Genomic DNA, 23,035 nt, shown 5'->3' with positions numbered 1-23,035 from the left:
GTCGGTCTTCGCTCCAGTATCGCACCCCGCAGCAACCTCGGGCGGCACGGCCGGGCCACCGGCGTGGCATGCACCACAGCGGCCCGGATCCGATTGACTTGTGAACGCCTTCACGAGAGGGTCGTGAAAGTCCTCACAAGTCGCCCCGAGGGTCGCCACGCCGTGCGGACCTGCGGCGACGGGCCTACCGTCGGACTACCGGCGACCCCCGTCGGACCGCGGGCCGCCTCGGCGACGTCCTGGTCCGGTACCGAGAGAAGGAGCCCCGACGTGGAAGCCCTGGACCTGGCTCGGTGGCAGTTCGCCATCACCACCGTCTACCACTTCATCTTCGTCCCGCTGACGATCGGGCTGGCACCGATCGTCGCCGGGATGCAGACCGCCTGGGTCGTCACGAAGAACGAGCGCTGGCTGCGGCTGACCAAGTTCTTCGGCAAGCTGCTGCTCATCAACTTCGCCCTCGGCGTGGTGACGGGCATCTGGCAGGAGTTCCAGTTCGGTATGGCCTGGAGCGAGTACTCCCGGTTCGTCGGCGACGTGTTCGGTGCTCCGCTCGCCATGGAGGCCCTGGCGGCGTTCTTCGTCGAGTCGGTGTTCCTCGGCGTGTGGATCTTCGGGTGGGACCGGGTGTCCAAGAAGATCCACCTCGCCTCGATCTGGCTCTTCGCGCTCGCCACGAACCTCTCGGCGTTCTTCATCCTCGCGGCCAACTCGTGGATGCAGCACCCGGTCGGCGTGATCTACAACGAGGAGACCGGCCGCGCCGAGATGGAGTCCATCTGGGCGGTCCTGACCAACAACACGCTGCTCGCGGCGTTCCCCCACACCATCACGGCCGCGTTCCTGACGGCCGGGACGTTCGTCACCGGCATCGCCGCCTGGTGGATGGTCCGCCTCGCCCGCACCAAGAAGCCCGAGCACGTCGAGACCGCGCGGAACGTCTACCGCCCGGCCGTGCTGGTCGGCGTGTGGGTGATGATCTTCGCCGGCATCGGCGTCATCTGGTCCGGCGACGTGCAGGGCAAGCTCATGTACGAGCAGCAGCCCGGCAAGATGTCCTCGGCGGAGGCGCTCTGCGAGGGCACCGAGTCCGCCGAGTTCTCCATCCTGGCCATCGGTCCGCTCTACGCCGGCTGCGAGGACGTCAACCACGTCATCTCCCTGCCCGGCCTCACCAGCTACCTCGGGACGGGGCAGTTCTCCGGCGAGGACTCCTACCTGCCGGGCGTCTACGACGTCCAGGAGGAGTACACCGAGCGCTACGGGGACGTCACCGCCGACGGCGAGCCGGTCGTCTACACCCCGCCGCTGGCGATCACGTACTGGTCGTTCCGCCTCATGATCGGCTTCGCCGCGTTCTCGGTCGCCCTGGCGCTGGCCGCGCTGTGGCTGACCCGCAAGGGCCGCGTCAGCGACAACGTCTGGCTCGGCCGACTCGGCATCCTGGCCATCCCGATGCCGTTCGTCGCCTGCTCGTTCGGCTGGATCTTCACCGAGGTCGGCCGCCAGCCCTGGGTCGTCGCACCGAACCCGACCGGCATCGACCAGGTGCGGCTGCTCACCGAGCGCGGCGTCTCCACCGCGGTACCGCCCGGCGTCATCCTCACCTCGATGATCGTCCTCACCGTCATCTACGCGATCCTCGCCGTCGTCTGGTACCGGCTCATGCACCGGTACACGATCGAGGGCGTCCCGGACTCCGTCCGCGACGAGTCGCCGGAGGCGCAGGACCCCGACGACACCGACCGCCCCCTGTCCTTCGCGTACTGAGCGCCGAGCCCGAGAAGACTGGAGACCTGACGTGGACCTCGCGATCCTCTGGTTCGTCATCATCGCCGTGCTGTGGACCGGCTACCTCGTGCTCGAGGGCTTCGACTTCGGCGTCGGCATGCTGCTGTCGATCCTGCCCCGCGGCGACAAGGAGCACCGCGAGAAGGAACGGCGCGTGCTCGTCAACACCATCGGACCCGTCTGGGACGGCAACGAGGTGTGGCTGCTCACCGCGGGCGGCGCCACCTTCGCGGCCTTCCCGGAGTGGTACGCCACGATGTTCTCCGGGTTTTACATCCCCCTGCTGCTCATCCTCGTCGGGCTGGTGGCCCGCGGCGTCGCGTTCGAGTACCGCGGCAAGATCGCCGACCGGGTCTGGGCCCGCCGCTGCGACCAGGCGATCCAGCTCGGCTCCTGGATCCCCGCGGTGCTCTGGGGCGTGGCGTTCGGCAACCTGGTGCGCGGCCTCCTGCTCGACGCCGACCACCAGTACGTCGGCGGCTTCTGGGCCCTGCTCAACCCGTTCGCCCTCGTCGGCGGCCTGACCACGGCGGTGCTGTTCCTGCTGCACGGGTCGGTGTTCGTCGCGCTGAAGACGGACGGCGACATCCGCGAGCGCGCCGCCCGCCTGGCGTCCGGCCTGTCGGTGGCGGCGCTCGTCGTGGCCGGCGGCTGGGCGATCTGGGCGCAGGTCGCCTACTCGGTGACCTGGACGTGGGCGACCGTGGCCGTCGCCGCCCTGGCCCTGCTCGGCGTCGTGGCCGCGACCCGTGCCCGCAGGGAGGGCACGGCGTTCACCCTGTCGGCCGTGACCATCGTGGCGGCCGTGGTGCTGATCTTCGGATCCATGTACCCCGACGTCATCCCGGCCCTCGACGGCGGCGAGGCCCTGACGATCGCCGAGGCCTCCTCGACCGACTACACGCTCACGGTCATGTCGTGGGTCGCGGTGGTCCTGACCCCGCTGGTCATCGCCTACCAGTCGTGGACGTACTGGGTCTTCCGGCGCCGGCTGTCCACGAAGGACATCCCCGCACCCGCGGGCCTGAGCTGGCAGAAGATCAAGGACGCGGCGTTCTGAGGTGAGACCGCTCGACCCCCGGCTGCTGCGGCAGGCCCGGGCAGCCCGCTCCTACGTCCTGCTCACCACCGTCCTCGGCGTGGCCTCGGCCGCTCTCGTGGTGGTACAGGCCTTCGCGATCGCCAACACGCTGGGTCCCGCGATCGTCGCCACGAGCCCCGGCGGGGACGGCGCGCTCGACCGGGCCGAGATCGTCCGGTGGCTCGCGGTGCTGGCGGGTGCCGCCGTCGGGCGCGCCGCCGTCGCCTGGGCGCAGGAACGCTACGGACGCCGCGCGGCCACCCGGGTGGTCGCGGACCTGCGCGAGCAGGTGGTCGAGCACGCCGTGACCCTGGGGCCCCGACCACCCGCCGGGGCGGCGCCCTCGGACGTCGCGACCCTGGCCACGCGCGGGCTGGACGACCTGGAGCCGTACCTGGTGCGGTTCCTGCCGCAGCTGCTGCTCACGGCGCTCGTCACGCCCGCCACGGTGCTCGTGGTCCTCGGGCTCGACTGGGTCTCCGCGCTGATCGCGGTCTGCACGATCCCGTTGGTGCCGTTCTTCATGTGGCTGATCGGCACCATGACGGCCGGCACGTCCGAGCGGCGCCTGGCCACGGTGGAGCGGCTCGGGTCGCAGGTGCTCGACCTGATCGCCGGGCTGCCCACCCTGCGGGCGTTCGGTCGGGAGATCGGCCCCGCCGCCCGGGTGCGCGCCCTGGGCGAGTCGTCCCGGCGCGCCACCCTGGGCACGCTGCGGGTCGCGTTCCTGTCCGGTGCGGTCCTGGAGCTGCTGACCACCCTGTGCGTCGCGATCATCGCCGTCGGGGTCGGCCTGCGGCTGGTGCACGGGGGCATCGAGCTGGTGCCCGCGATCGCCGTCCTGGTGCTGGCCCCGGAGATCTTCCTGCCGCTGCGCCGCGTCGGGTCCGAGTTCCACGCGTCCACCGACGGGGTGGCGGCGACGCAGCGCGCCTTCGCCGTCCTGGACCTGCCGGCCGTCGCCGCGGGCGGCGAGGACGCGCCGACCGCCGCCCGTCCCGGACCCACGCTCGTGCTCGAGAACGTCACCGTGCGGGCGCCGGGACGCGACGTCGAGGCCCCGGCCGGGCTGTCCGCACGGATCCGGCTGGGGACCGGCGTCCCGGGTGGCGGCCGCGTGGTCGCGCTGCGCGGGCCGAGCGGGAGCGGCAAGTCCACCCTGGTGCTGGTGCTGCTCGGGCTCCTGCGCCCGGACGCCGGCACCGTGTCCTCGACCCTGCCGTGGGAGCAGGTGGCCTGGGTGCCGCAACGCCCCGCGATCGGGCCGGGGACCGTGCACGACGTCGTCACCGACGGCCGTGAGGTCGCCCCGGAGACGCTCGCGGCGGCCGCGGCGACCACCGGCCTCGACGCCGTGCTCGCCGACCTGCCGGACGGGTGGGAGTCCCGCGTGGGGCTGGGCGGCGTCGGGATGAGCGTCGGGCAGCGGCAACGGGTGGCCCTCGCCCGCACGCTCGTCGCCGGCGCCGACCGCCCCGTGGTGGTGCTGGACGAACCCACCGCGCACCTCGACGCCCGCGGCGAGCAGGTGGTGCTCGAGACCGTGCGCACCTGGCGCGACGCCGGCCGTACCGTCGTCGTGGTGGCGCACCGGGCCTCGCTCCTGGCCGTGGCCGACCAGGTCGTCGACGTCGTCGCCCGGGAGGTGGCCCGTGCCTGAGAACCTGCGTCGCCGTGCGGCCCGGGACCCGCTGGTGCGGCTGCTCCCCCTGCTGGAGGTCTCGTGGGGCCGCGTCGCCCGCGCCGTCGGCCTCGGCACCCTGACGCTCGTGTGCGCGATCGGGCTCGCCGCTGCCGCGGCGTGGCTGATCGCGCGGGCCTCGCAGATGCCGCCCGTGCTGACCCTGTCGGTCGCCGCCGTCGGCGTGCGGGCGTTCGGCACGGGCCGGGCGTTCCTCCGGTACCTCGAACGGCTCGCCTCCCACGGCGTCGCGCTGCGCGGCATGGCGGCGCTGCGGGCCAACCTCTACGACCGGCTCGCCCGCAGCGGCGCCGACGTCGTGGCGCTGCGCCGCGGCGACCTGCTCGCGCGGGTCGGGGGCGACGTCGACGACGTGGGTGACGTGGTCGTGCGTGCGCTGATCCCGGCCGGGGTCGCCGTCGTGGCGGGGCTCGGCTCGGTGCTGCTGGTCGGGGTCTTCCTGCCCGCGGCGGGCGCCGTGCTGCTGGCCTGCCTGCTGCTGACCGGCGTCGTCTCCCCCTGGCTGGCGTCACGCGCGTCGGCGTCGGTGGAGCAGCGCGGGGCCGAGGCGCGCGGCGACGTCACGGCCCGCACCCTGGAGCTGCTCGAGGACGGCCAGCAGCTGCGCGTCGCCGGCCGGCTCGCCGACCGCACCGCGGGGCTGCGGGCGGCGGACCGTCGGCTCGCTGCCACGACCGACGACGGCGCCCGCGTCTCCGGGCTGTCGGCCGCCGTCGAGGCCGGCGCCCAGACCCTGGCGGTGCTCGGCTGCCTGCTGCTCGGCGTCCCGGCAGCCCTGGCCGGCGACCTGGCGGCGACCGAGCTCGCCGTCGTCGTCCTCACCCCGCTGGCCGTGTTCGAGGCGACCGCCGCGCTGCCCGCCGCCGCGGTGCAGCTGCGACGCTCCCGCGCGGCGGCCCGCCGGCTCGTGGACCTGCTTCCCGAGAGCACGGGGTCGCGCCCCGCGCGCGAGGCGGCGCCCACCGGCACGCTGCTGGAGCTCGACCACGTCGCGGCGGGCTGGTCGACGTCGGCACCCGTGGTCCGCGACGTCGACCTCACGCTGCGGCCCGGTGCCGTCGTCGCCCTCGCGGGCGCCTCCGGCGTCGGCAAGACGACCCTGCTGCTCACCGCCGCGGGGCTGCTGGACCCCGTGGCGGGCGTGGTCCGGGGCGAGGGCCTGTTCGTCGCCGAGGACGGCCACGTGTTCGGCACGACCGTGCTGGAGAACCTCCGTGTGGCCCGTGCGGACGTCACCGACGACGACGCCCGCGAGGCGCTGGCCGCCGTCGGGCTCGCGGGCTGGCTGGACGGCCTGCCGGGCGGGCTCGGGACCACGCTCGGTACCGGTGGCACGGACGTCTCCGGCGGCGAGCGCCGGCGACTCCTCGTCGCCCGCGCCCTGCTGGCCCCGCACCGGGTCCTGCTCGTGGACGAGCCCGCCGAGCACCTCGACGCCGCGACGGCGGACGCGCTCGTGGAGACGCTGGCCGGCGTGGCCCGCACGTCCGGACGGGCCGTCGTCGTCGCCTCGCACCGCCTGACGCCCTTGGACGTCGCCGACGAGGTGATGCTGCTCGACGCCGAGGCACCGGGCGCTCCGGCCCGCGTGCTCGCCCGCGGGACGCACGCCGCGCTGCTGGGCTCCGTACCGGCCTACCGGTGGGCGGCCGACCAGGAGGAGCAGGCCCCGATCGACGTCTGAGCCGCCCTCGCGCTACGGCGTCGGTGCTGCCAGCAGCGCCATCGCCGCGGCCCGCCCCGGGATGCCGCTCACTCCCCCGCCGCGCCGCGCCCCGGCGCCGGCGAGCAGGACCCGCGGGTGCAGCGTCTCCACGCCCCACGTGCCCGGGGCGTCCAGGCCGTGCGGATCCGCGTCCTCCGGACCGTCGGCCGCCCAGGGCCAGGACAGGTCGCGGTGGAAGATGTGCCCGCCCGGCAGCCCGACGTCGCGTTCCAGGTCGACGGGCGTGCGGGCCTCGAGGCAGGGCTCCCCGTCGGGGCCGCGCCACAGCACATCCTCGATCGGCTCGGCGAGCACGGAGTCCAGGGCGCGCAGCGTGGCCGCGAGCGCCTCCTCGCGTGCGCCGTCGGGGTCGTCGCGGAACGACCGGGCGGGCATGTGCAGCCCGAACAGGGTCAGGGTGTGCGCGCCGGCGGCGCGCAGGTCGGGGCCGAGGATCGAGTCGTCGGTCAGGGAGTGGCAGTAGATCTCGCAGGGCGGCACGTCGGGGATCCGGCCCGCCGCGGCCTGGGCGTGGGCCGTCTGCAGCTCGTCGAAGGACTCGTGGACGTGGAACGTGCCGCTGAACGCCGCGACCGGGTCGACGTCGTCGCGCAGTCGCGGCAGACGACGCAGCAGCATGTTGACCTTGAGCTGGGCGCCCTCGGGCGCCGCGGCGGTGGCGCGGCCCGACGGCGTGGCACCACCGGCGTCCAGCAGCGCGTCCAGGACGGTGGGAGCCGCCCCGCAGACCACGGCGCCGGCCCGTGCCCCGTGGAGACGGCCGGCGTCGTCGGTCCAGGTGACCTCGGCGTCGCCCGTGTGCAGCCCGGGATCGATCGCCGTCACCTCGGCGCCGGTGACGAGGGTGGCCCCGGCGGCGAGCGCCGCGTCGCGCAGCGCCCCGGAGACGGCGCCCATGCCGCCCACGGGCACGTCCCAGTCGCCCGTCCCGCCGCCGATCACGTGGTACAGGAAGCAGCGGTTCTGGATGAGCGAGGCCTCGTCCAGGTCGGCGAAGGTGCCGATGAGCCCGTCGGTGGCCGCGACGCCGCGGACGACGTCGGAGGAGAACCGCTCGCGCAGCGTCTCGCCGAGCGGCTGCTCGACGACGGCGCGCCACAGGGCGTCGTCGTCCACCCTCGCGCGCATCTCGGCGGCCGTGGCCAGCGGCTCGGTGACCGAGGGGAAGACCCGGCCCGCCATACGCTCGAGCCCGGCGTACAGCTCCTGCCAGCGGGCGTGGTCCCCGGAGGCACCGACGGCGTCGAACGCGGCGCGGGTCGCGGCGTCGGACCCGGTGTCCACCAGCAGGCCGCGGCCGCCCACCGGCGTGTAGGAGGAGTACCGGCGCCGGGCCAGGCGCAGCGAGAGGCCGAGCTCGTCGACCACCTGCCGCGGCATGAGGGAGACGAGGTAGGAGTAGCGCGACAGCCGCGCGTCGACGCCGTCGAACACCGGTGCCGAGACCGACGCCCCGCCGACGTGGTCGAGGCGTTCCAGCAGCAGCACCGACCGGCCCGCCCCGGCCAGGTAGGCGGCGGCCGTCAGACCGTTGTGCCCGCCGCCGGCGATCACGACGTCGTAGCGGGCGGCGGTGGGACGCGATGGCTCCATGGCAGTCATCGTGGCACGGCACCGCCCCGGGCACGGGAGGTAACGTCTCGGGCGTGAAGATCCTGGTGCCGAGCAACGTGCCCTTCGACCTGACGATCGACGTCGAGGGGGTGGACGTCGCGCCCTACGTCATGCGCGACGAGATCCCCGACCAGCACACGGACGCCGAGGCGATCGTCACGTGGGCCAGCCCGCAACGCGTCATGGACGACGCGGCGCGCCGGCTGCCGAACCTGCGGTGGGTGCAGACCCTCAACGCCGGACCCGACCAGGCGCTCGCGACCGGGTTCTCCCCCGAGGTCGTCATCGCCTCCGGGCGCAGCCTGCACGACGCCACCGTCGCCGAGCACACCCTCGCCCTGCTGCTGGCCTCCGTGCGTCGCATCGACCGCACGCTCGACGCGCAGCGCCGGCACGAGTGGGACCGCGACCTCGGCCGCGAGCAGGCGCGTGACGAGCGGTCGTTCACGCTGCACGGCGCGCACGTGGTGGTCTGGGGGTTCGGCTCGATCGCGGCACGCCTCGCCCCACTGCTGGAGGCCCTGGGCGCTCGGGTGTCCGGGGTGGCGTCGTCGGACGGCGAGCGGTACGGCTACCCCGTGGTCGGCAGCGACCGGCTGGCCGAGGTGCTCCCCACCGCCGACGTGCTGATCTCGCTGCTGCCCGCCACCGAGGCCACCCACCACGCGCTCGACGCCGACGTCCTGGCGCTCCTGCCCGCCCACGCGAGGTTCGTCAACGCCGGGCGCGGCGCCACGGTCGACGAGGCGGCGCTGGCCGCGGCCCTGCGTGCCGGGACGCTCGCGGGGGCGGCGCTCGACGTCACCGAGACCGAGCCGCTGCCGGCCGACTCGGAGCTGTGGGACACGCCCGGGCTGATCCTCACGCCGCACGTGGCGGGCGGGCGGCCGCAGGGTGCGGCGGCGTTCGTCACCGCGCAGGTGCGCCGTTGGCTCGAGGGCGGGGCGGAGGCGCTGGAGAACGTCGTCGCCCGCTGAGCCGCGCGGCTACTCCGGGGTGCCGCGGTCCGCGTCGTTGATGCGACGCGCTCGACGCGCCCGCCGCTCCTGGAGCGCGGTGGCGAGGATCGTGACCACGAAGAAGAGGCCCACGGTCTTCAGCCGGTCCTCGGGGGCCGCCGTCGCCAGGACCGCCACCAGCAGGGCGAGCACGACGGCGAGGTACAGCACGAACCACGCGTGGCGGCGGGGGTCGGCGTCCTCCCGGGCGGCCCAGTACCGCGTGGTCAGGAACGACGCGGCCGTCGGCCCGGCGAACGTCGTCATGGAGCCGATCATGTCGGCGTCGAGCACAGGACTCCCTCGCGGTACGGGTCGGGTACCCGCCGAGCCTAGCGACGTCGTCCCTCCGGACGCGAGATGCGGGCGCCGGCTACCAGCGGCCGTTCCGCGGACGCGGCTGGCACACCGGGCACGTGAACGACGAACGGTTCATGAACTCGTCGCGACGCACCGGCGTCGCGCACCGCCGGCACGGTTCGCCGAGCCGCCCGTAGACGGCCAGGGAGCGCGAGAAGTAGCCGGACTCGCCGTTGACGTCCACGTACAGGTCGTCGAAGCTCGTGCCGCCCTGCCCCAGCGCCTCGGTCATGACCTCGGTGGCGGCGTCGAGCACCCGACCCACCACGGGTCGGGTCATCCGGTCCGTCGCGCGGGCGTAGTGCACGCGCGCCCGCCACAGCGCCTCGTCGGCGTAGATGTTGCCGACCCCGGACACGACCGCCTGGTCCAGCAGCGCCCGCTTGATCCCCGTCCGACGACGGCGGACGCGTTCGACCAGCGCGGGCCGGTCGAGCGCGGGGTCGAGCAGGTCGCGACCGATGTGCGCGACCGGTTCGGGGACGGCGGGCAGCGGGCTGCCGCGGCCGCCCGGCGCACCGTCCGGCGTCGGCGCCAGGTCCGTGACCGACAGGTGCCCGAACGTGCGCTGGTCGACGAAGTCCAGGTACCGCGCGCCCGACGGAGCGCCGTCCAGGTGGATGCGCGCCCTCAGGTGCGGGTGCTCCCACTCCCCCGCGACCGCCGGGTCACGCACCAGCAGCTGACCGGACATGCCCAGGTGGGCGAGCAGCGCGGCGGCCGGCACCGTCTGACCCGTGGGCGCGACGTCGGTCAGGGGGAGCCACAGGTACTTGCCGCGGCGGGCCGCCCCGGCGAGGCGACGCCCGCGGAGCTGGTCGACGAAGCCCGCCGGACCGCCGTCGTGCCGACGCACGGAGTAGTCGCGGAAGACCTCGACGTCCCGCACGACGGCGCCGGTCACCAGCCGGTCGAGGCCGTCGCGGACGGTCTCGACCTCGGGCAGCTCAGGCACCGGCGGGCTGCTCCGCGCCGGCCGTGCCGCTGCCCGACGTCCCCGTGGCGTCCTCACCCGGGACCGGCAGGGCCACGACGGCGCGGTAGGCCTGCTCGGCGGCCGCCTGCTCGGCGTGCTTCTTCGCGGTGCCCTCGCCCAGGCCCACCACGGGACCCGTCGTGACCTGTGCCGAGAAGCGCCGGGCGTGCTCCGGGCCCTCACCGGTGACCTCGTAGCGGGGGGCCTCGAAGCCGCGCTCCGCCGCCGCCTCCTGCAGCGAGGTCTTCCAGTCCAGGCCGGCACCGAGGTCCGCGGCGGCGTCCATGGTGGCGTCGACCAGGCGGTGCACCAGGTCGCGGGCCACCTCGAGGCCGTGGGACAGGTAGGTGGCGCCCAGCAGCGCCTCGACCGTGTCGGACAGGATCGAGTCCTTGTCGTACCCGCGGGTACGCAGCTCGCCCTTGCCGAGCAGCACGTAGCCGCCCAGCTCGAGACGGCGCGCCACCGCCGCGAGGGAACGCTGGGAGACGGTCGCCGCCCGCATCTTGGCGAGCTCGCCCTCGGGCTTGTCCGGGTGCCGCCGGTACAGCGCCTCGGTCACCACCAGCCCGAGCACGGTGTCCCCGAGGAACTCCAGGCGCTCGTTGGTGGGGATGCCGCCGGCCTCGTGCGCGAACGACCGATGGGTCAGGGCAAGCACGAGAAGCTCGGGATCCAGGTGGACCCCGAGCTTCTCGAGAAGAGCGGTCGGCTCCGGACGGTCCCGGGTGCCGCGCGGGTGCATGTCAGCCCGCGTGCTCGGTGCGCAGCGCCTCGGCGTACTGGCGGTCCTTGTAGGCACCGCAGGTCGGGCACGCGGTGTGGGACAGCTTCTGGCCCTTGCAGCTCGGGCAGGTGGCGAGCGGCGCTGCGGTGGTCTTCCACTGCGAGCGGCGCGCGCGGGTGTTGCTGCGCGACATCTTGCGCTTGGGAACAGCCACGGTCAGCTCTCTTTCGTCTCGTCGGACACGCTCGACTCCTCGAGCATGGTCTGCAGCGCCGCCCATCGCGGGTCGACGACGTCATGGTGGTGCTCGGGGTCGTCCTCCAGCCGTGCTCCGCACTCGGAGCACAGTCCGGGGCAGTCCGGCCGGCACAGCGGTTGAAATGGTAGTGCAGTGACCAGCGAATCCCGAACCGCGGGCTCGATGTCCGCCAGGTCGTCGGTCAGCAGGGCCTCGTCCTCGGCGTCCTCGTCACCCGCGTCCTCGGCGGCCTCGGCGCGCTCGGGGTAGACGAACAGCTCCTGGACGCGGACGGTCACCTCGTCGGAGACCGGGTCCAGGCACCGGACGCACTCACCGACCGCCGTGCCGCGCACGACGCCGGAGACGAGCACGCCCTCCAGGACCGCCTCGAGGCGCAGGCCCAGCGTCAGGTCGGCACCCTCGGGCACGCCGATGACCGCCGTACCCAGGTCGGCGGGCGCGGCGACGACGCGCGCGACCTCCCGCATGGTGCCGGGACGCCGCGACAGCTCGTGCGTGTCGAGCACGAGCGGCGAGCGCTTCTCGGTGGCGATGACGAGCTCCAGACGACGGGCGCGCCACGACGGGCGCTGTGGAAGGTGGGACGGTCCCTACGGACCAGCGACCCAGTCTACGTGATGGCCCGGCGGTGACCAACGGCGGTCGGACGTGACGTGCGCAACGCCACCCCCGTCGTCGTGCGGGCCGGCCGGAGGCTCAGGCGCTGCGCCGGTCCGCCGGCTCGTCGTCGCCCGGCCACTCCGGTGAGGAGACGGCGTCCCAGCGCACCCGCGGCCCTCCCGGGCGCACCCGGGCCGACAGCTTGGCCCGGCCGGCCTCGACCTGCTGCGTCAGCCGCGCCAGGTCCTGCCCGAAGTCGGCGAGGCGCCCGTCGCAGTACTCGTCGGCGTCCGCGCGCAGCGACTCGGCGCGACGCTCGGCCTCCGCCACGATCTCCGCGGCGCGCGACTCCGCCTGGACCACGACCTGCTCGTCCTGGACCAGCTCGATCGCACGCGCCCGCGCCGTGGCGAGGATCTCCTCGGCCTTGCGGTGCGCGTCCTCGAGCGACCGCTCGGCGTCCTCGAGCACCTGGTCGGCCCGCGCCACCTGGGTGGGCAGGTTCCGCCGCAGCTCCTCGACCAGCCCGAGCGCCTGGTCGCGGTCGACCTTGACGTTCGTGGACAGCGGCGAGGTGCGCGCGTTCTCGACGAGCGCCGCCAGGTCGTCGATGATCTCGAGCAGTCCGGCGGTCGGGTTGGTGGTCTCGGTCATGGGGTGCTCCTCACGCAGGGTGCGCGACGGCGGCGCGCACCGCCTCGGCCGCGGCGGGCGGCACGAGGTCCTCGATCGGCCCGCCGTGGCGGGCGATGTCCTTGACCAGCGACGACGCCACGTGGGCGTAGCGCTGCTCCCCCGGCAGGAAGACCGTCTCCACACCGGTCAGGTGCCGGTTCATCAGGGCCATGGGCAACTCGCCGTCGAAGTCGGCGCCGCCACGCAGCCCCTTGACGACGGCCGCGGCACCGACCTGGCGGCAGAAGTCCACCAGGAGGCCCGGCACGACCTCCACCCGCACGGCGGCGGTCTCGGCCTCGGCCTCCAGCGCCCGGCGGGCGACCTCCACGCGGGTGTCGGCGTCGAGCAGGGCGTTCTTGGCGGCGTTGCGGGCCACGCCCACCACCACGGTGTCGAACAGGCGGGTCGCGCGCCGGACGACGTCGAGGTGGCCGAGCGTGATCGGGTCGAAGGACCCGGGACAGACGGCGATGCTCACGCCGCCCACCGTAGGCGTCGTGGTCAGCTTTCGGCGGGATTTGCCTCGGCGTCGCGCGCCTCGCCGTCCGGACGACCGTCGGGCTCGGCGTAGTGGACGGCGGTGTCGCCGTAGGTCTTCGCGTCGAGCGGCACGAGTCCCGCGGGCCAGGCGGGTGCTCCGGTGCGCTTCGCCTGCTCGACGACGACGACGGCCTCGGGCGCCAGGACCCCCGGCGCGGCGAGATCGGACAGGACCCGCGTCAGCACCCGGGGGTCCAGCTCGTAGGGCGGGTCGATCAGCACCAGGTCGAGGCCACGGCCCCCCGGTGGTTCCGCGGCGAGCCGCGCGGTGCAGCGTTCGGCCGGCTCGGCCAGGACGGTCACGACGCCGGTCAGACCGAGGTCGCGCACGTTGCGGCGGGCGACCTCGGCGGCCTTGCGGGCGGCGTCGACGAGCGTGACCTCCACGGCGCCCCGGCTCGCGGCCTCCAGGCCGAGCGCGCCGGACCCCGCGAACAGGTCCAGCACGCGGGAGCCGTCGAGGACGTCGTAGTGCTCCAGCCGGGAGAACATCGCCTCGCGGACGCGTTCGCTGGTGGGGCGGGTGCCCGACGGCGGCACGGTGAGCGGGCGTCCACCGACGGTCCCGGCGACGATCCTGGTCATGCGCCGAGGGTATCCCCCACGCGGCACCGACCGGTCGACCCTCAGTCGGTCAGCGAGACGTCGGCGACCACCGGCCGATGGTCGCTGCTCGTCCTGCCGAGGGTGGCGACACGGGTGGTCTCGACCCCGCGGGACAGGACGTGGTCGATACGGACCACGGGGAGCACCGCCGGGAACGTGAAGTCGAAGGACCCGGCGGGTGCGGCGACCTGGTCGAGCACCGGTGCGAACGCACGGTCGGCGAGGACGGTGTTGAAGTCGCCGCCGACGACGACGTGCTCGGCGTCGTCGGCGGCGAGCACGTCGCCCAGGAGCCGCAGCGAGCGGTCGCGGGCCTCGACGTCGAGGCCGCCGGCACCGGGCCGGACCGACGGCAGGTGGACGGCGTACACCCGCAGCTCCGGCAGGCCCGCCACGCGGACGCGCACCCGCAGCCCTCGGTCCCAGGAGCCGTCGACACCCTCCGGACGCAGGTCGACGGGCTCGGCGTCGGTGACGGCCGTGCGGGACCACACACCGACGGTGCCCTGGACGGCATGGTGCGGCAGCGACTCGCCGAGGGCCTCGGTGAACGCGTCGGCGAGCCGGGGCGTCACCTCGACGAGGGTGACGACGTCGGGGTCGGCGTCCAGCAGGACCTCGGCCGTGCCGCGGACGTCGGCGTTGGTGTCGGAGACGTTGTGCTGGACGACGACGAGATCCGGGACGCCCGTCGCGGTGGCGGCCGTGAACGGCCAGCACACCCACAGCCAGGCGCCGGCACCGAACAGGACGGCCATCCCTCCGACCACGGTGCGCCGGACGACGGCGAGCACGCCCAGACCCAGCAGCACCACGGCCGTCCACGGCAGGAAGGTCTCGACCAGGCTGCCCGCGCCGCCGGCGTCCGGCAGCCGTCGGTGCAGAGCGACGACCACCGCGGTCGTCGCGGCGAGAACCACGACGACGGTTCCCGAGCGTCGGCGCGAGCCCGGTGGCTGCCTCGGTGACCGGGGCTGCCGGGGCTGCCGGGGCGACGCCTTGCGGTCGGACGGACCCGGCGGCGCGAGGTGGTTCACGACGCCGACGGTAGCGACCGGCGGCGCGCCGGGCAGGGCGGCGCGCTCACGCCCGCTCGAGGAACTCCTCCTGCTCGGCGTCGAGCTCGGCGGCGATCGCGGCGGCCAGCGCCGGGTGCCGCCCGAGATCCGGGTCGGCCTCGACGACGCCGCTCGACTCGGTCCGCGCCGAGGCGATGAGGTCGGCGTCCTGGACCACGCGCAGGAGCCGCAGCGAGCTGGCGCGTCCCGACTGCGCCGCGCCCAGCACGTCGCCCTCCGACCGCAGCTCGAGGTCCAGGGTCGCGAGCTCGAAGCCGTCCGTGGTGGCGGCGAGCGCCTCGACGCGCGTGGCCGCGGGGGTGCCCGGTCCGGCGGTCGAGACCAGCAGGCACAGCCCGGCGTCCGCGCCGCGGCCGATGCGCCCGCGCAGCTGGTGGAGCTGGGAGATCCCGAACCGGTCGGCGTCGAAGACGACCATCACGGTGGCCTCGGGCACGTCGACGCCGACCTCGACCACGGTGGTGGACACCAGCACGGGGACGTCGCCGCTCGCGAAGCGCGCCATCGCGGACTCCTTGTCCCCCGGGCCCATCTGCCCGTGCAGCACCCCGACCTCCACGCCGTGCAGGCGCGGCTCGGAGCGCAGCATGTCGGCGACCTCCAGGACCGCGCGCAGCGGGGCGCGGTCCGGCGCACCGTCCTCGGGGCCGGCGAGCTCGAGGAACTCGGGCACGTCGTCGAACTCGCCCGCCTCGGCCGCGCGGCGGGCCGCCGCACCGCTGCGCCCGGGGACGTCGACGTCGTCGTCCGGGTGGATGCGCGGGCAGACGACGTAGGCGCGGCGGCCGGCGTCGACCTCCTCGCGCACCTTCTCCCAGACGCGCTGCATCCAGCGCGGGTTGTCGGCCGGCACGACGTGGGAGGTGATGCCGGCGCGGCCGGCGGGGATCTCGGTGAGGGTCGAGGTGCTCAGGTCGCCGAAGACGGTCATGGCGACCGTGCGCGGGATCGGCGTGGCGGTCATGACCAGCAGGTGCGGTGCCACACGCGCCTTGGCGCGCAGGGCGCCCCGCTGCTCGACGCCGAACCGGTGCTGCTCGTCGACGACCACCAGCCCCAGGTCGGCGAACTGCACCTGGTCCCCCAGGAGGGCGTGGGTGCCCACGACGATGCCCGCCTCGCCGCTCGCGGCGTCCAGCAGCGCCTCCTTGCGCGACGCGGCGTTCTGCGAGCCGGTCAGGAGCGCCACGCGGGTCCCGTGCGCCGCGCCGCCGAGCAGGCCGCCCTGCGCCAGCGGGCCGAGCATCGCCCGCAGGGTCCGGGCGTGCTGGGCGGCGAGGACCTCGGTGGGGGCCAGCAGCGCGGCCTGCCCGCCGGCGTCGATCACCTGCAGCATGGCCCGCAGCGCCACGACGGTCTTGCCCGACCCGACCTCGCCCTGGAGCAGGCGCTGCATCGGGCGGGGCCGGGCGAGCTCGGCGGCGATCTCGGTCCCGACCGTGCGCTGGCCGTCCGTCAGGGTGAAGGGCAGGGCGGCGTCGAAGTCCGCGAGGAGGCCGTCGGCGTCGGCCCGTGGCGGTCGTGCGGTCGCCTCCTGCGCGGCGACGGCGGCGCGTCGCTGGGCGAGCGCCGCCTGCAGGACGAAGGCCTCCTCGAAGCGGAGCCGCCGCCGACCGGTCTGCCAGTGGTGCGGCGAGTCGGGCACGTGCACCGCCCGCAGCGCGTCGAGGCGGGTCGGCAGGCCCAGGCGCGCCCGCACCTCGTCCGGCACGGGGTCCGGCACGTCGTCCTCGGTGAGGGGGTCCAGGACGGTCCGCACGGCCTTCTGGATGCGCCAGGTGGGCACCGAGGCGGTGGCCGGGTAGATGGGGATCGGTCGGGAGGCCTCCGTCATGGCGGCCTCGTCGTCGTCGGCGTCCACCCCGACGAGCACGTAGTCCGGGTGGGTGAGCTGGCGGGTGCCCCGGTACTCGGAGACCACGCCCGTGAAGAGTCCCGCCCGGCCCGGCCGCAGCTTGTCCTCGTGGGGTCGCAGCGCGCCGGGGCGCTTGGCGAAGAACGTCAGCGCCAGCTCGTGACGCCCGTCGGTCACCGTCGCCTGCAGCAGCGCGCCGCCGCGGCTGCGCATCGGGCGGACCGTCGCGCTCGCGACGCGCGCCATGACGGTGACGTGCTCGCCGAGCTGCAGCCGGTCCATGTCGGTCAACGTGCCCGGGTCGCCGTAGCGCCGCGGGTAGTGGCGCAGCAGGTCGTCGACGGTGACCAGCCCCATCTTGGCCAGCGGCCCCGCCGCGCGCTTGCCCAGCGCGGTCGCCAGCGGTTCCGCGGAGCGGGAGTTCACGAGCCCGCCCCGCGCCGTCCGACGGCGGACGGCGCCGTTTCCTCGGCGGGCTCGACGCCGAGACCGACCCGGTCGCCGGCACGGCCCGTGCCGAGCACGACGACGTCCGCCTCGGGCGCGCACCGTCCCGCCTGCGCGACGATCGCGTCCAGCACGTCCGGGGGGACGTCGTCGTCGGGCAGGACCGCGACGATCCCCACGGACCCGTCCCCCCGCGCCACCAGCCTCGAAAGGGCGTCGACGGCCTCGGTCGCGGCGACCCGGTCCGCGTGCAGCATCTCGTGCGCCGACCGCACGATCCCCGGGACGTCCACGCTCGCCCCCTCGACCCGTGCGGCGTCGAGGGCTCCGGCCAGCACGGACACCGCGCTGACGAGATGCACGTCGTCGGGGGCGGGGACGAGCGCGAGGTCGGGCCGGTTGCCGGGGCCGCCGCGGCCCACGTCGCGCGCGACGAGGTCGTCCAGCGCGGGCGTCACTGCGGACAGCAGGGCGGGTGGCGCCAGGACCAGGACGTGGGGGGTGCCGGCGGCCAGCACGGTCTGGGCCACGTCGCGGGCGGTCGGCGCCGTGTCGAGGTCGAGCAGGACCACGGCACCCCCGGAGGCCAGCTCGGTCGCCAGCTCGGGCGCCGACGTCGTCACCACGACGGCCCAGTCCGTGGGCGGGACCGCCAGGTGCCGCACGTACACCTGCGAGACCCCGCCGCGGCGGGCCCAGCGACGAGGGACGTCCAGGGCGGGTGCCAGGTCGTCGACGTGCACGTGCGCCTGCCACAGGGAGTCGACGCCGTCGGTCGCCTCCCCCGCGTCCCCGCCGACCACGACGACGGAGGTGCCGACGTCGTCGAGGTCGGCGCGCAGGGCGTCGGCGACGGCACCGCTGCGGAACTCGCCGGCGTCCGCTGCCCGGCGCAGGACGAACATCAGCTCGATGTCGGCGTCGCCGCCGAGCTCAGGGGCGTCGGGGTGACCCGCGGCCCCGTGGGCGTCGGGGTGGGCCGGGCCGGGCGGGGCCGCCTCGAGCGTGGTCGTGTACCCCCGCAGGTCCATGTCGAGCTGCACGAGGGCCATCGTGCCGGTGCCCTCCGACACGGCCGCGGAGTGGTGCCGCTGCGCCGAGGCCAGGGCCGCCAGGACGAGCACCAGCCCGCACGCACCGGCGTCGAGCACGCCGGCCGCACGCAGCGGCGCGAGGCTGCCGACGCTGCGCAGCGCCGCCTCGCGGGCCCCGCGCCGGGCCGCGTCGAGCACGGGCAGGCGCGCCGGTGCGCCGAGCGGACCGCTCATGCCCCCGGCCTCGGCGTGCCGGGCGGCGGCGGCCGCGGAGTCCGCCGCGGTGAGGATCGTGCCCGGGGCGGGGTGGGCCACGGCCTGGCGGGCCGAGCGTGCGGCGACGTCCAGGGCGACGGCGAGACTGTCCCGGCGGCTGGCCGCCACTGCGAGTCCCCGCCACCACTCGCTGAGGATCACGCCGGAGTTCCCGCGCGCCCCGAGCAGCGCGGCACGTGCGGCCATCCGCAGCAGGCGGGCGCCGCCGGTGCCCGGCTCGGCGTCGTGCACGGCCGCCGCGGCCTCGCGCACGGTGAGGTACATGTTGGTCCCGGTGTCGCCGTCGGCCACCGGGAAGACGTTGACGCCGTCGAGCTGGTCGCGTGCCGCGGCCAGGGCGTCGACGGCGGTACGCGCCCAGGAGCGCACCACGACGGCGTCGAGGAGCTCGGGCTGATCCACGCCCCCACCGTAGCGGTGACCGAGCGCACGTCGGCGCCCCGTTGAGGGGAGCGTCACGGATCGGCTATCATCGTGTGGTTGCCCGGTCCGCCGGGCGCCCCCAGACCACTTCCATTCACGTCCTGCTGCCCTGGCGCGGGACGTGCACGACGATTCAGGAGACACCGTGGCTGCCAACTGCGACGTCTGCGGCAAGGGCCCGGGCTTCGGGCACAGCATCTCGCACTCCCACATCCGCACCAAGCGCCGCTGGAACCCGAACATCCAGCGCGTGCGTGCCGTCGTCGCGGGCACCCCCAAGCGCGTGAACGTCTGCACCTCGTGCCTCAAGGCCGGCAAGGTCCAGCGCCAGGCCTGAGCCTCTCCCCCGGGTTGATCCCGGGGGCGTCTCGAACGCGAAGCCCGTCGGGTCCGTCCCGGCGGGCTTTCCGTCGTGCACCCCACGACCTACTGCAAAGGGTTCGTGAAGTGTTCACCAATACCTCTTGGCGACGTCGCGGCAGCGTGGCAGGCTTGGCCCATGATGGTGGAGACCGACAACGACGTGCTCATCCGTTCGGCCACCACGGCCGACGCCGCTGCCATCGCCCGCGTGCACCTCACGTCGTGGCGAGGCGCCTACGCCCACGTCCTGCCGGCCGACTACCTGGACTCCCTCGACGTCGAGGACCGCACCCGGCAGTGGCAGGAGATCCTCGAGGCGCAGCGTGGATCCACGCTGGTCGCCGAGGCGGACGGTCGGACCCTCGGGTTCGCCAGCTACGGTCCCTCGCGCGACGAGGACGCCGAGAACGGCTGCCTGGAGCTGTACGCCATCTACCTGGATCCGGAGTCGTGGGGCCGCGGGGTCGCGCGCGACCTGATGCGCACGGTCCTGGGTGACGTGCCCCCGCAGGTGCAGATGACCCTGTGGGTCCTGTCCGAGAACGAGCGCGCCCACCACTTCTACCGCCGCCACGGGTTCCAGCCCGACGGGATCGAGCGCATCGAGGAGATCGCCGAGGTGCCGGTGACGGAGGTCCGCTTCGTCCGGGCACCCGAGCGCTGACCCGGAGCGAGCCTGCGAGCGCAGGGGCAGCGCGACCATCGAGCCCGAGCGCTGACCCGAAGCTGCTCCTCAGGGACGGAAGTGGTCCCACCCGGTCGCGGCCTCGGGCTCCTCACCGTCCAGGAGCACCCGCGGCCCGGCGGCGCCGGGGGTCCTCACGTCGCCGATGACGCGGAACCCGTCGGGCAGCCCGCGGTCGGCCACCTCGGCGGGGAACGTCGCCAGCAGCCCGTGGTCCTCACCGCCGGACAGCACCCAGGTGCGGGCCCGTCCGGCTCCGTCGGGGTCGTCGGTGGCCATCGCGACCTCGACCGCGGCCGGCACGAGTGCGGTGACGTCGAGCATCAGAGCGCCCTCGGAGAGGTCGAGGTCGGTGCCGCTGGCGAGGGCGAGCCGACCCGCGTCACGCAGCAGGCCGTCGGACACGTCCAGCATGGCGGTCGCGCCGGCCCGGGCGGCGGCGGGGCCGGCGGCCACCGGGGAGTCGGGTCGCAGGAAGGCTGCCACGAACGGGCTGCGGGCGTTCGACACGCCGGGTGCGCCGTCGTCGGGCGACGCCGCACCGCTGGTGAGCAGGTCGAGCCCGGCGGCGGAGGCCCCGAGCGTCCCGGCGTGCGCGAGCACGTCGCCCGGCCGGGCTCCCGAGCGCAGCACGGGCGCCCGGCCCTCGAGGTCGCCGTGCACGGTGACGGACACCATGACGACGTCCCCGCCGGACAGGTCCCCGCCGACGACGACGGCCGGCGGGGCGGCGTCGGCGAGCCCGCGCGCGAAGTCCGTCACCCACTGCACGGGCAGGTCGTCGGGCATGACCAGCGAGACCACCATCGACGTCGGCCGGGCGCCCATCGCGGCGACGTCCGCGAGGTTCTGCACGGCGGCGCGGTGCCCGACGTCGTACCCGGTGGACCACTCGCGGCGGAAGTGCCGCCGCTCGACGAGGACGTCGGTGGTCACGACGAAACGCCCGTCCGCGGCCCGCACCACGGCGGCGTCGTCGCCCGGTCCGACGTCGATCCCCTCGCCGGAGGGGAGCAGCGGGACGATGCGTGCCAGGAGCTCGGTCTCGTCCAGGTCGCGCACGCGCAGGGTGGGGTCGGTCACGACCGAACCCTAGCGGGCCGGGCGGGCCGGGCGGGCCGGTTACCGTAGGCGGGTGCTCGTCCGCCGCCTCGCCACGCTGCTCGCCCTGGGGTGTCTCGCGCTGCTCGCGGCCTGCACCCCGACCATCGGTACGGAACCGGCGGCCGACGCCGCGGACCCGGCCTGCGCCCCGGTGATGCTGGCGCTGCCCGACGTCGTTGCGGGCGACCTCGAGCGCACGAAGGTCACCGCGCAGGCGACGGCGGCCTGGGGCGACCGCGGGGCCGCGGTCACGCTGCGGTGCGGCGTCGAGCAGCCGCCGCCCTCCCCGGACTGCCAGCGCTTCGACTCGCCGAACGGCACCGTGGACTGGGTGGTCGAGGAGAACGAGGAGGGGACCTGGCGGTTCACCACGTACGGACGGGAGCCGGCGATCCAGGTGACGGTCCCGCCGACGGTCACCGAGGGCCACTCGACGTCGTTCATCGTGGACCTGACCTCGGCGATCGACCTGATCCCCGCGACGCGCCAGTGCACGTGAGCTCCCGGCTGTCGGAGGTCGGTGGCACGATCGCGGCATGGACCCACGTGTCAGCCTGATCACCCTGGTGGTCGCGGACCTGAGCGCCGCGCGACGCTTCTACGTCGACGGGCTCGGTTGGGAGCCGTTGTTCGACGTCCCGGACCAGGTGCTGATGTTCCGCACGGGCGAGCGTCTCGTGCTGTCGTGGTGGGACGAGCGTGCTGCCGCCCGGGAGATCGGGCCGGTCACCCGTGGCGGGACTCCCCCGCTCACGCTGGCGCACAACGTCGGTTCTCCGGGGGCGGTGGACGCCGTCCTGGACGCCGCACACCGCGCCGGCGCGGACGTCCGGCCCGCCACGGAGCGCGACTGGGGCGGCTACTCGGGCTACTTCACCGACCCGAACGGCTTCTGGTGGGAGGTCGCGCACGCCCCCGGCGAGCTCAGCGAGTTCCTGGTGCCGCCGGGAGGCGGCGCGTGAGTCAGCGCAGGCCCGTGGGCCGCTCGAGGGCGAGCTGGATGAGCTCGTCGACGAGCGCGGGATAGCTCGTCCCGGAGGCCTCCCACATGCGCGGGTACATCGAGAACGGCGTGAAGCCCGGCATGGTGTTGATCTCGTTGACGATGACCTGCTGCTCGGGGGTCACGAACACGTCGACGCGGGACAGCCCCTCGGCCTCGACCGCCTCGAAGGTGCGTACCGCGAGCTCGCGGATCTCCTTGACGACGGGCTCGGGCAGGTCGGCGGGGCAGGCCAGCTCGACGTGCGCCTCGTCGAGGTACTTGGCCTCGAAGTCGTAGAAGTCGTGCGTGCCGTCGACGACGATCTCGCCGGGCAGCGAAGCCCGGGGACGCTCGCCCCCGCGGCCGCCCAGCACGGCGCACTCGATCTCGCGGCCGTCGATGCCGGCCTCCACGATCACCTTGGGGTCGTGCTCGCGGGCCTCCTCGACGGCGGCCGGCAGGTCGGCGAGGTCGTCGACGCGGGTGATGCCGAGGGAGGACCCGGCGCGGGCGGGCTTGACGAAGACGGGCAGCCCGAGGTGCTCGACGCGTGCGACGCAGGCCTCCGGGTCGGCGTCCCAGTCACGGGGCCGAATCACCTCGAACGGACCCACGGAGATGCCGTGGCCGGCGAGCACGAGCTTCATGAAGTGCTTGTCCATGCCGACGGCGGAGGCGAGCACGCCCGCGCCGACGTACCGCACGTCGGCGAGCTCGAGCAGGCCCTGGACGGTGCCGTCCTCGCCGAACGGGCCGTGCAGCAGCGGGAAGACGACGTCGACCTCGCCGAGCACGTGCGGCACCTGTCCCGGCTCCAGGGTGCGCAGCGTGCGCTCACCGGCCGCCAGGGACAGGACCACCTCGGCACCCTCGTCGGAGGTGACCTCGGGCAGCCGCCCGGCGGTGATCCGCCACCGCTCGGCGTCGTCGGCCGCCAGCACCCAGCGCCCGTCCCGGGTGATCCCGATCGGGACGACGTCGTAGGCGTCGCGGTCGATGGCGCCGAGCACCCCGGCGGCGGTGGCGGCGGAGATGGCGTGCTCGCCCGACCGCCCGCCGAACAGCAGGGCGACGCGCGGCTTGCGCGCGGGGGCGGAGGACTGGGTCTCGGACATCGGCCCGA

At 74.9% G+C, this 23,035-nt stretch carries 23 protein-coding genes; 9 read left to right on the top strand and 14 right to left on the bottom strand.

Features of this window, described 5'->3' with window-relative positions:
* Positions 1 to 270: 270 nt before the first annotated feature.
* The 4 genes from HDG68_RS14045 to cydC are packed head-to-tail and all read left to right on the top strand — an operon-like array spanning position 271 to position 6,258.
* Positions 271 to 1,770: a cytochrome ubiquinol oxidase subunit I gene (locus HDG68_RS14045; protein ID WP_172153134.1), complete on the top strand. Its 1,500-nt coding sequence runs from the start codon at positions 271 to 273 to the stop codon at positions 1,768 to 1,770.
* 31 nt (positions 1,771 to 1,801) lie between these two features.
* Positions 1,802 to 2,851 (top strand): cytochrome d ubiquinol oxidase subunit II, encoded by a 1,050-nt coding sequence (gene cydB, locus HDG68_RS14040; RefSeq protein WP_172153132.1) that lies wholly within the window; start codon positions 1,802 to 1,804, stop codon positions 2,849 to 2,851.
* Between the two features lies 1 nt (position 2,852).
* A complete protein-coding gene (cydD, locus tag HDG68_RS14035) occupies positions 2,853 to 4,532 on the top strand; it encodes a thiol reductant ABC exporter subunit CydD (RefSeq protein WP_172153130.1) in 1,680 nt (559 codons plus the stop codon).
* Complete coding sequence (gene cydC, locus HDG68_RS14030) at positions 4,525 to 6,258, top strand: thiol reductant ABC exporter subunit CydC (RefSeq protein WP_343037592.1); 1,734 nt, start codon at positions 4,525 to 4,527, stop codon at positions 6,256 to 6,258. Before cydD ends, cydC begins: the two co-directional genes overlap by 8 nt.
* A gap of 12 nt (positions 6,259 to 6,270) precedes the next feature.
* Here cydC and HDG68_RS14025 read toward each other — a convergent pair whose 3' ends face one another.
* Complete coding sequence (locus HDG68_RS14025) at positions 6,271 to 7,902, bottom strand: phytoene desaturase family protein (RefSeq protein WP_216648450.1); 1,632 nt, start codon at positions 7,900 to 7,902, stop codon at positions 6,271 to 6,273.
* A gap of 44 nt (positions 7,903 to 7,946) precedes the next feature.
* Here HDG68_RS14025 and HDG68_RS14020 point away from each other — a divergent pair, with 44 nt between their 5' ends.
* Positions 7,947 to 8,891 carry an NAD(P)-dependent oxidoreductase gene (locus tag HDG68_RS14020; RefSeq protein ID WP_172153126.1) on the top strand — a complete coding sequence of 315 codons (945 nt, stop codon included), beginning with the start codon at positions 7,947 to 7,949 and terminating at the stop codon, positions 8,889 to 8,891.
* Between the two features lie 9 nt (positions 8,892 to 8,900).
* Here the strand turns inward: HDG68_RS14020 and HDG68_RS14015 are convergent, their stop codons facing one another.
* The 11 genes from HDG68_RS14015 to HDG68_RS13965 all read right to left on the bottom strand — a co-directional run bounded on the left by HDG68_RS14015 (position 8,901) and on the right by HDG68_RS13965 (position 18,754).
* Positions 8,901 to 9,206 (bottom strand): hypothetical protein, encoded by a 306-nt coding sequence (locus HDG68_RS14015; RefSeq protein ID WP_172153124.1) that lies wholly within the window; start codon positions 9,204 to 9,206, stop codon positions 8,901 to 8,903.
* 79 nt (positions 9,207 to 9,285) lie between these two features.
* The gene (gene mutM / locus HDG68_RS14010) at positions 9,286 to 10,227 is read right to left on the bottom strand and encodes a bifunctional DNA-formamidopyrimidine glycosylase/DNA-(apurinic or apyrimidinic site) lyase (RefSeq protein ID WP_172153123.1); all 942 of its coding nucleotides are present in this window, start codon (positions 10,225 to 10,227) and stop codon (positions 9,286 to 9,288) included.
* Positions 10,220 to 10,993, bottom strand: a complete 774-nt coding sequence (rnc, locus tag HDG68_RS14005; RefSeq protein WP_172153122.1) for a ribonuclease III — start codon at positions 10,991 to 10,993, stop codon at positions 10,220 to 10,222. The genes mutM and rnc overlap by 8 nt, the downstream gene beginning before the upstream one ends.
* 1 nt (position 10,994) lies before the next feature.
* Positions 10,995 to 11,189, bottom strand: coding sequence for a 50S ribosomal protein L32 (gene rpmF, locus HDG68_RS14000; protein ID WP_172153121.1), 195 nt, complete (start codon positions 11,187 to 11,189; stop codon positions 10,995 to 10,997).
* 2 nt (positions 11,190 to 11,191) lie between these two features.
* Positions 11,192 to 11,743 (bottom strand): YceD family protein, encoded by a 552-nt coding sequence (locus HDG68_RS13995; RefSeq protein WP_172153120.1) that lies wholly within the window; start codon positions 11,741 to 11,743, stop codon positions 11,192 to 11,194.
* 190 nt (positions 11,744 to 11,933) lie between these two features.
* On the bottom strand, positions 11,934 to 12,491 hold the full coding sequence (locus HDG68_RS13990; RefSeq protein WP_172153119.1) for an ATP synthase subunit B family protein: 558 nt from the start codon (positions 12,489 to 12,491) through the stop codon (positions 11,934 to 11,936).
* A 10-nt stretch (positions 12,492 to 12,501) separates the two neighbouring features.
* Complete coding sequence (coaD, locus tag HDG68_RS13985; RefSeq protein ID WP_172153118.1) at positions 12,502 to 12,993, bottom strand: pantetheine-phosphate adenylyltransferase; 492 nt, start codon at positions 12,991 to 12,993, stop codon at positions 12,502 to 12,504.
* 23 nt (positions 12,994 to 13,016) lie between these two features.
* Positions 13,017 to 13,640: a 16S rRNA (guanine(966)-N(2))-methyltransferase RsmD gene (gene rsmD, locus HDG68_RS13980; protein ID WP_172153117.1), complete on the bottom strand. Its 624-nt coding sequence runs from the start codon at positions 13,638 to 13,640 to the stop codon at positions 13,017 to 13,019.
* Between the two features lie 41 nt (positions 13,641 to 13,681).
* On the bottom strand, positions 13,682 to 14,581 hold the full coding sequence (locus HDG68_RS13975; protein WP_172153116.1) for an endonuclease/exonuclease/phosphatase family protein: 900 nt from the start codon (positions 14,579 to 14,581) through the stop codon (positions 13,682 to 13,684).
* A 163-nt stretch (positions 14,582 to 14,744) separates the two neighbouring features.
* The gene (locus tag HDG68_RS13970) at positions 14,745 to 17,021 is read right to left on the bottom strand and encodes an ATP-dependent DNA helicase RecG (protein WP_343037591.1); all 2,277 of its coding nucleotides are present in this window, start codon (positions 17,019 to 17,021) and stop codon (positions 14,745 to 14,747) included.
* Positions 17,018 to 18,754, bottom strand: a complete 1,737-nt coding sequence (locus tag HDG68_RS13965; RefSeq protein ID WP_343037590.1) for a DAK2 domain-containing protein — start codon at positions 18,752 to 18,754, stop codon at positions 17,018 to 17,020. The genes HDG68_RS13970 and HDG68_RS13965 overlap by 4 nt, the downstream gene beginning before the upstream one ends.
* Positions 18,755 to 18,920: 166 nt before the next feature.
* Here HDG68_RS13965 and rpmB point away from each other — a divergent pair, with 166 nt between their 5' ends.
* Both rpmB and HDG68_RS13955 read left to right on the top strand, forming a co-directional pair.
* Positions 18,921 to 19,112: a 50S ribosomal protein L28 gene (gene rpmB / locus HDG68_RS13960; RefSeq protein ID WP_013839215.1), complete on the top strand. Its 192-nt coding sequence runs from the start codon at positions 18,921 to 18,923 to the stop codon at positions 19,110 to 19,112.
* Between the two features lie 162 nt (positions 19,113 to 19,274).
* Positions 19,275 to 19,802: a GNAT family N-acetyltransferase gene (locus tag HDG68_RS13955; protein WP_172153112.1), complete on the top strand. Its 528-nt coding sequence runs from the start codon at positions 19,275 to 19,277 to the stop codon at positions 19,800 to 19,802.
* Positions 19,803 to 19,871: 69 nt separating this feature from the next.
* Here the strand turns inward: HDG68_RS13955 and HDG68_RS13950 are convergent, their stop codons facing one another.
* Positions 19,872 to 20,906 carry a thiamine-phosphate kinase gene (locus HDG68_RS13950; protein ID WP_343037589.1) on the bottom strand — a complete coding sequence of 345 codons (1,035 nt, stop codon included), beginning with the start codon at positions 20,904 to 20,906 and terminating at the stop codon, positions 19,872 to 19,874.
* Between the two features lie 52 nt (positions 20,907 to 20,958).
* Here HDG68_RS13950 and HDG68_RS13945 point away from each other — a divergent pair, with 52 nt between their 5' ends.
* Positions 20,959 to 21,426, top strand: a complete 468-nt coding sequence (locus HDG68_RS13945; RefSeq protein ID WP_172153110.1) for a DUF3515 family protein — start codon at positions 20,959 to 20,961, stop codon at positions 21,424 to 21,426.
* 37 nt (positions 21,427 to 21,463) lie between these two features.
* Positions 21,464 to 21,889, top strand: a complete 426-nt coding sequence (locus HDG68_RS13940) for a VOC family protein (protein WP_172153108.1) — start codon at positions 21,464 to 21,466, stop codon at positions 21,887 to 21,889.
* Position 21,890: 1 nt separating this feature from the next.
* Here HDG68_RS13940 and HDG68_RS13935 read toward each other — a convergent pair whose 3' ends face one another.
* A complete protein-coding gene (locus tag HDG68_RS13935; RefSeq protein ID WP_172153106.1) occupies positions 21,891 to 23,027 on the bottom strand; it encodes a D-alanine--D-alanine ligase family protein in 1,137 nt (378 codons plus the stop codon).
* Between the last annotated feature and the right edge of the window lie 8 nt (positions 23,028 to 23,035).

It is taken from the genome of Isoptericola chiayiensis (genome assembly GCF_013149805.1).
In the GTDB taxonomy this organism is placed as follows: domain Bacteria; phylum Actinomycetota; class Actinomycetes; order Actinomycetales; family Cellulomonadaceae; genus Isoptericola; species Isoptericola chiayiensis.
Note: the sequence above shows the minus strand (reverse complement) of the source record. Positions and strands in the feature narration are given on the sequence as shown.

Excerpts from the sequence above, each read along its gene's own strand:
- HDG68_RS14025 (WP_216648450.1), bottom strand. The coding sequence starts at position 7,902 with ATGACTGCCATGGAGCCATCGCGTCCCACCGCCGCCCGCTACGACGTC.
- rnc (WP_172153122.1), bottom strand. The coding sequence starts at position 10,993 with ATGCACCCGCGCGGCACCCGGGACCGTCCGGAGCCGACCGCTCTTCTC.
- rsmD (WP_172153117.1), bottom strand. The coding sequence starts at position 13,640 with ATGACCAGGATCGTCGCCGGGACCGTCGGTGGACGCCCGCTCACCGTG.
- HDG68_RS13935 (WP_172153106.1), bottom strand. The coding sequence starts at position 23,027 with ATGTCCGAGACCCAGTCCTCCGCCCCCGCGCGCAAGCCGCGCGTCGCC.
- HDG68_RS13955 (WP_172153112.1), top strand. The coding sequence starts at position 19,275 with ATGATGGTGGAGACCGACAACGACGTGCTCATCCGTTCGGCCACCACG.
- HDG68_RS13940 (WP_172153108.1), top strand. The coding sequence starts at position 21,464 with ATGGACCCACGTGTCAGCCTGATCACCCTGGTGGTCGCGGACCTGAGC.
- HDG68_RS13990 (WP_172153119.1), bottom strand. The coding sequence starts at position 12,491 with ATGACCGAGACCACCAACCCGACCGCCGGACTGCTCGAGATCATCGAC.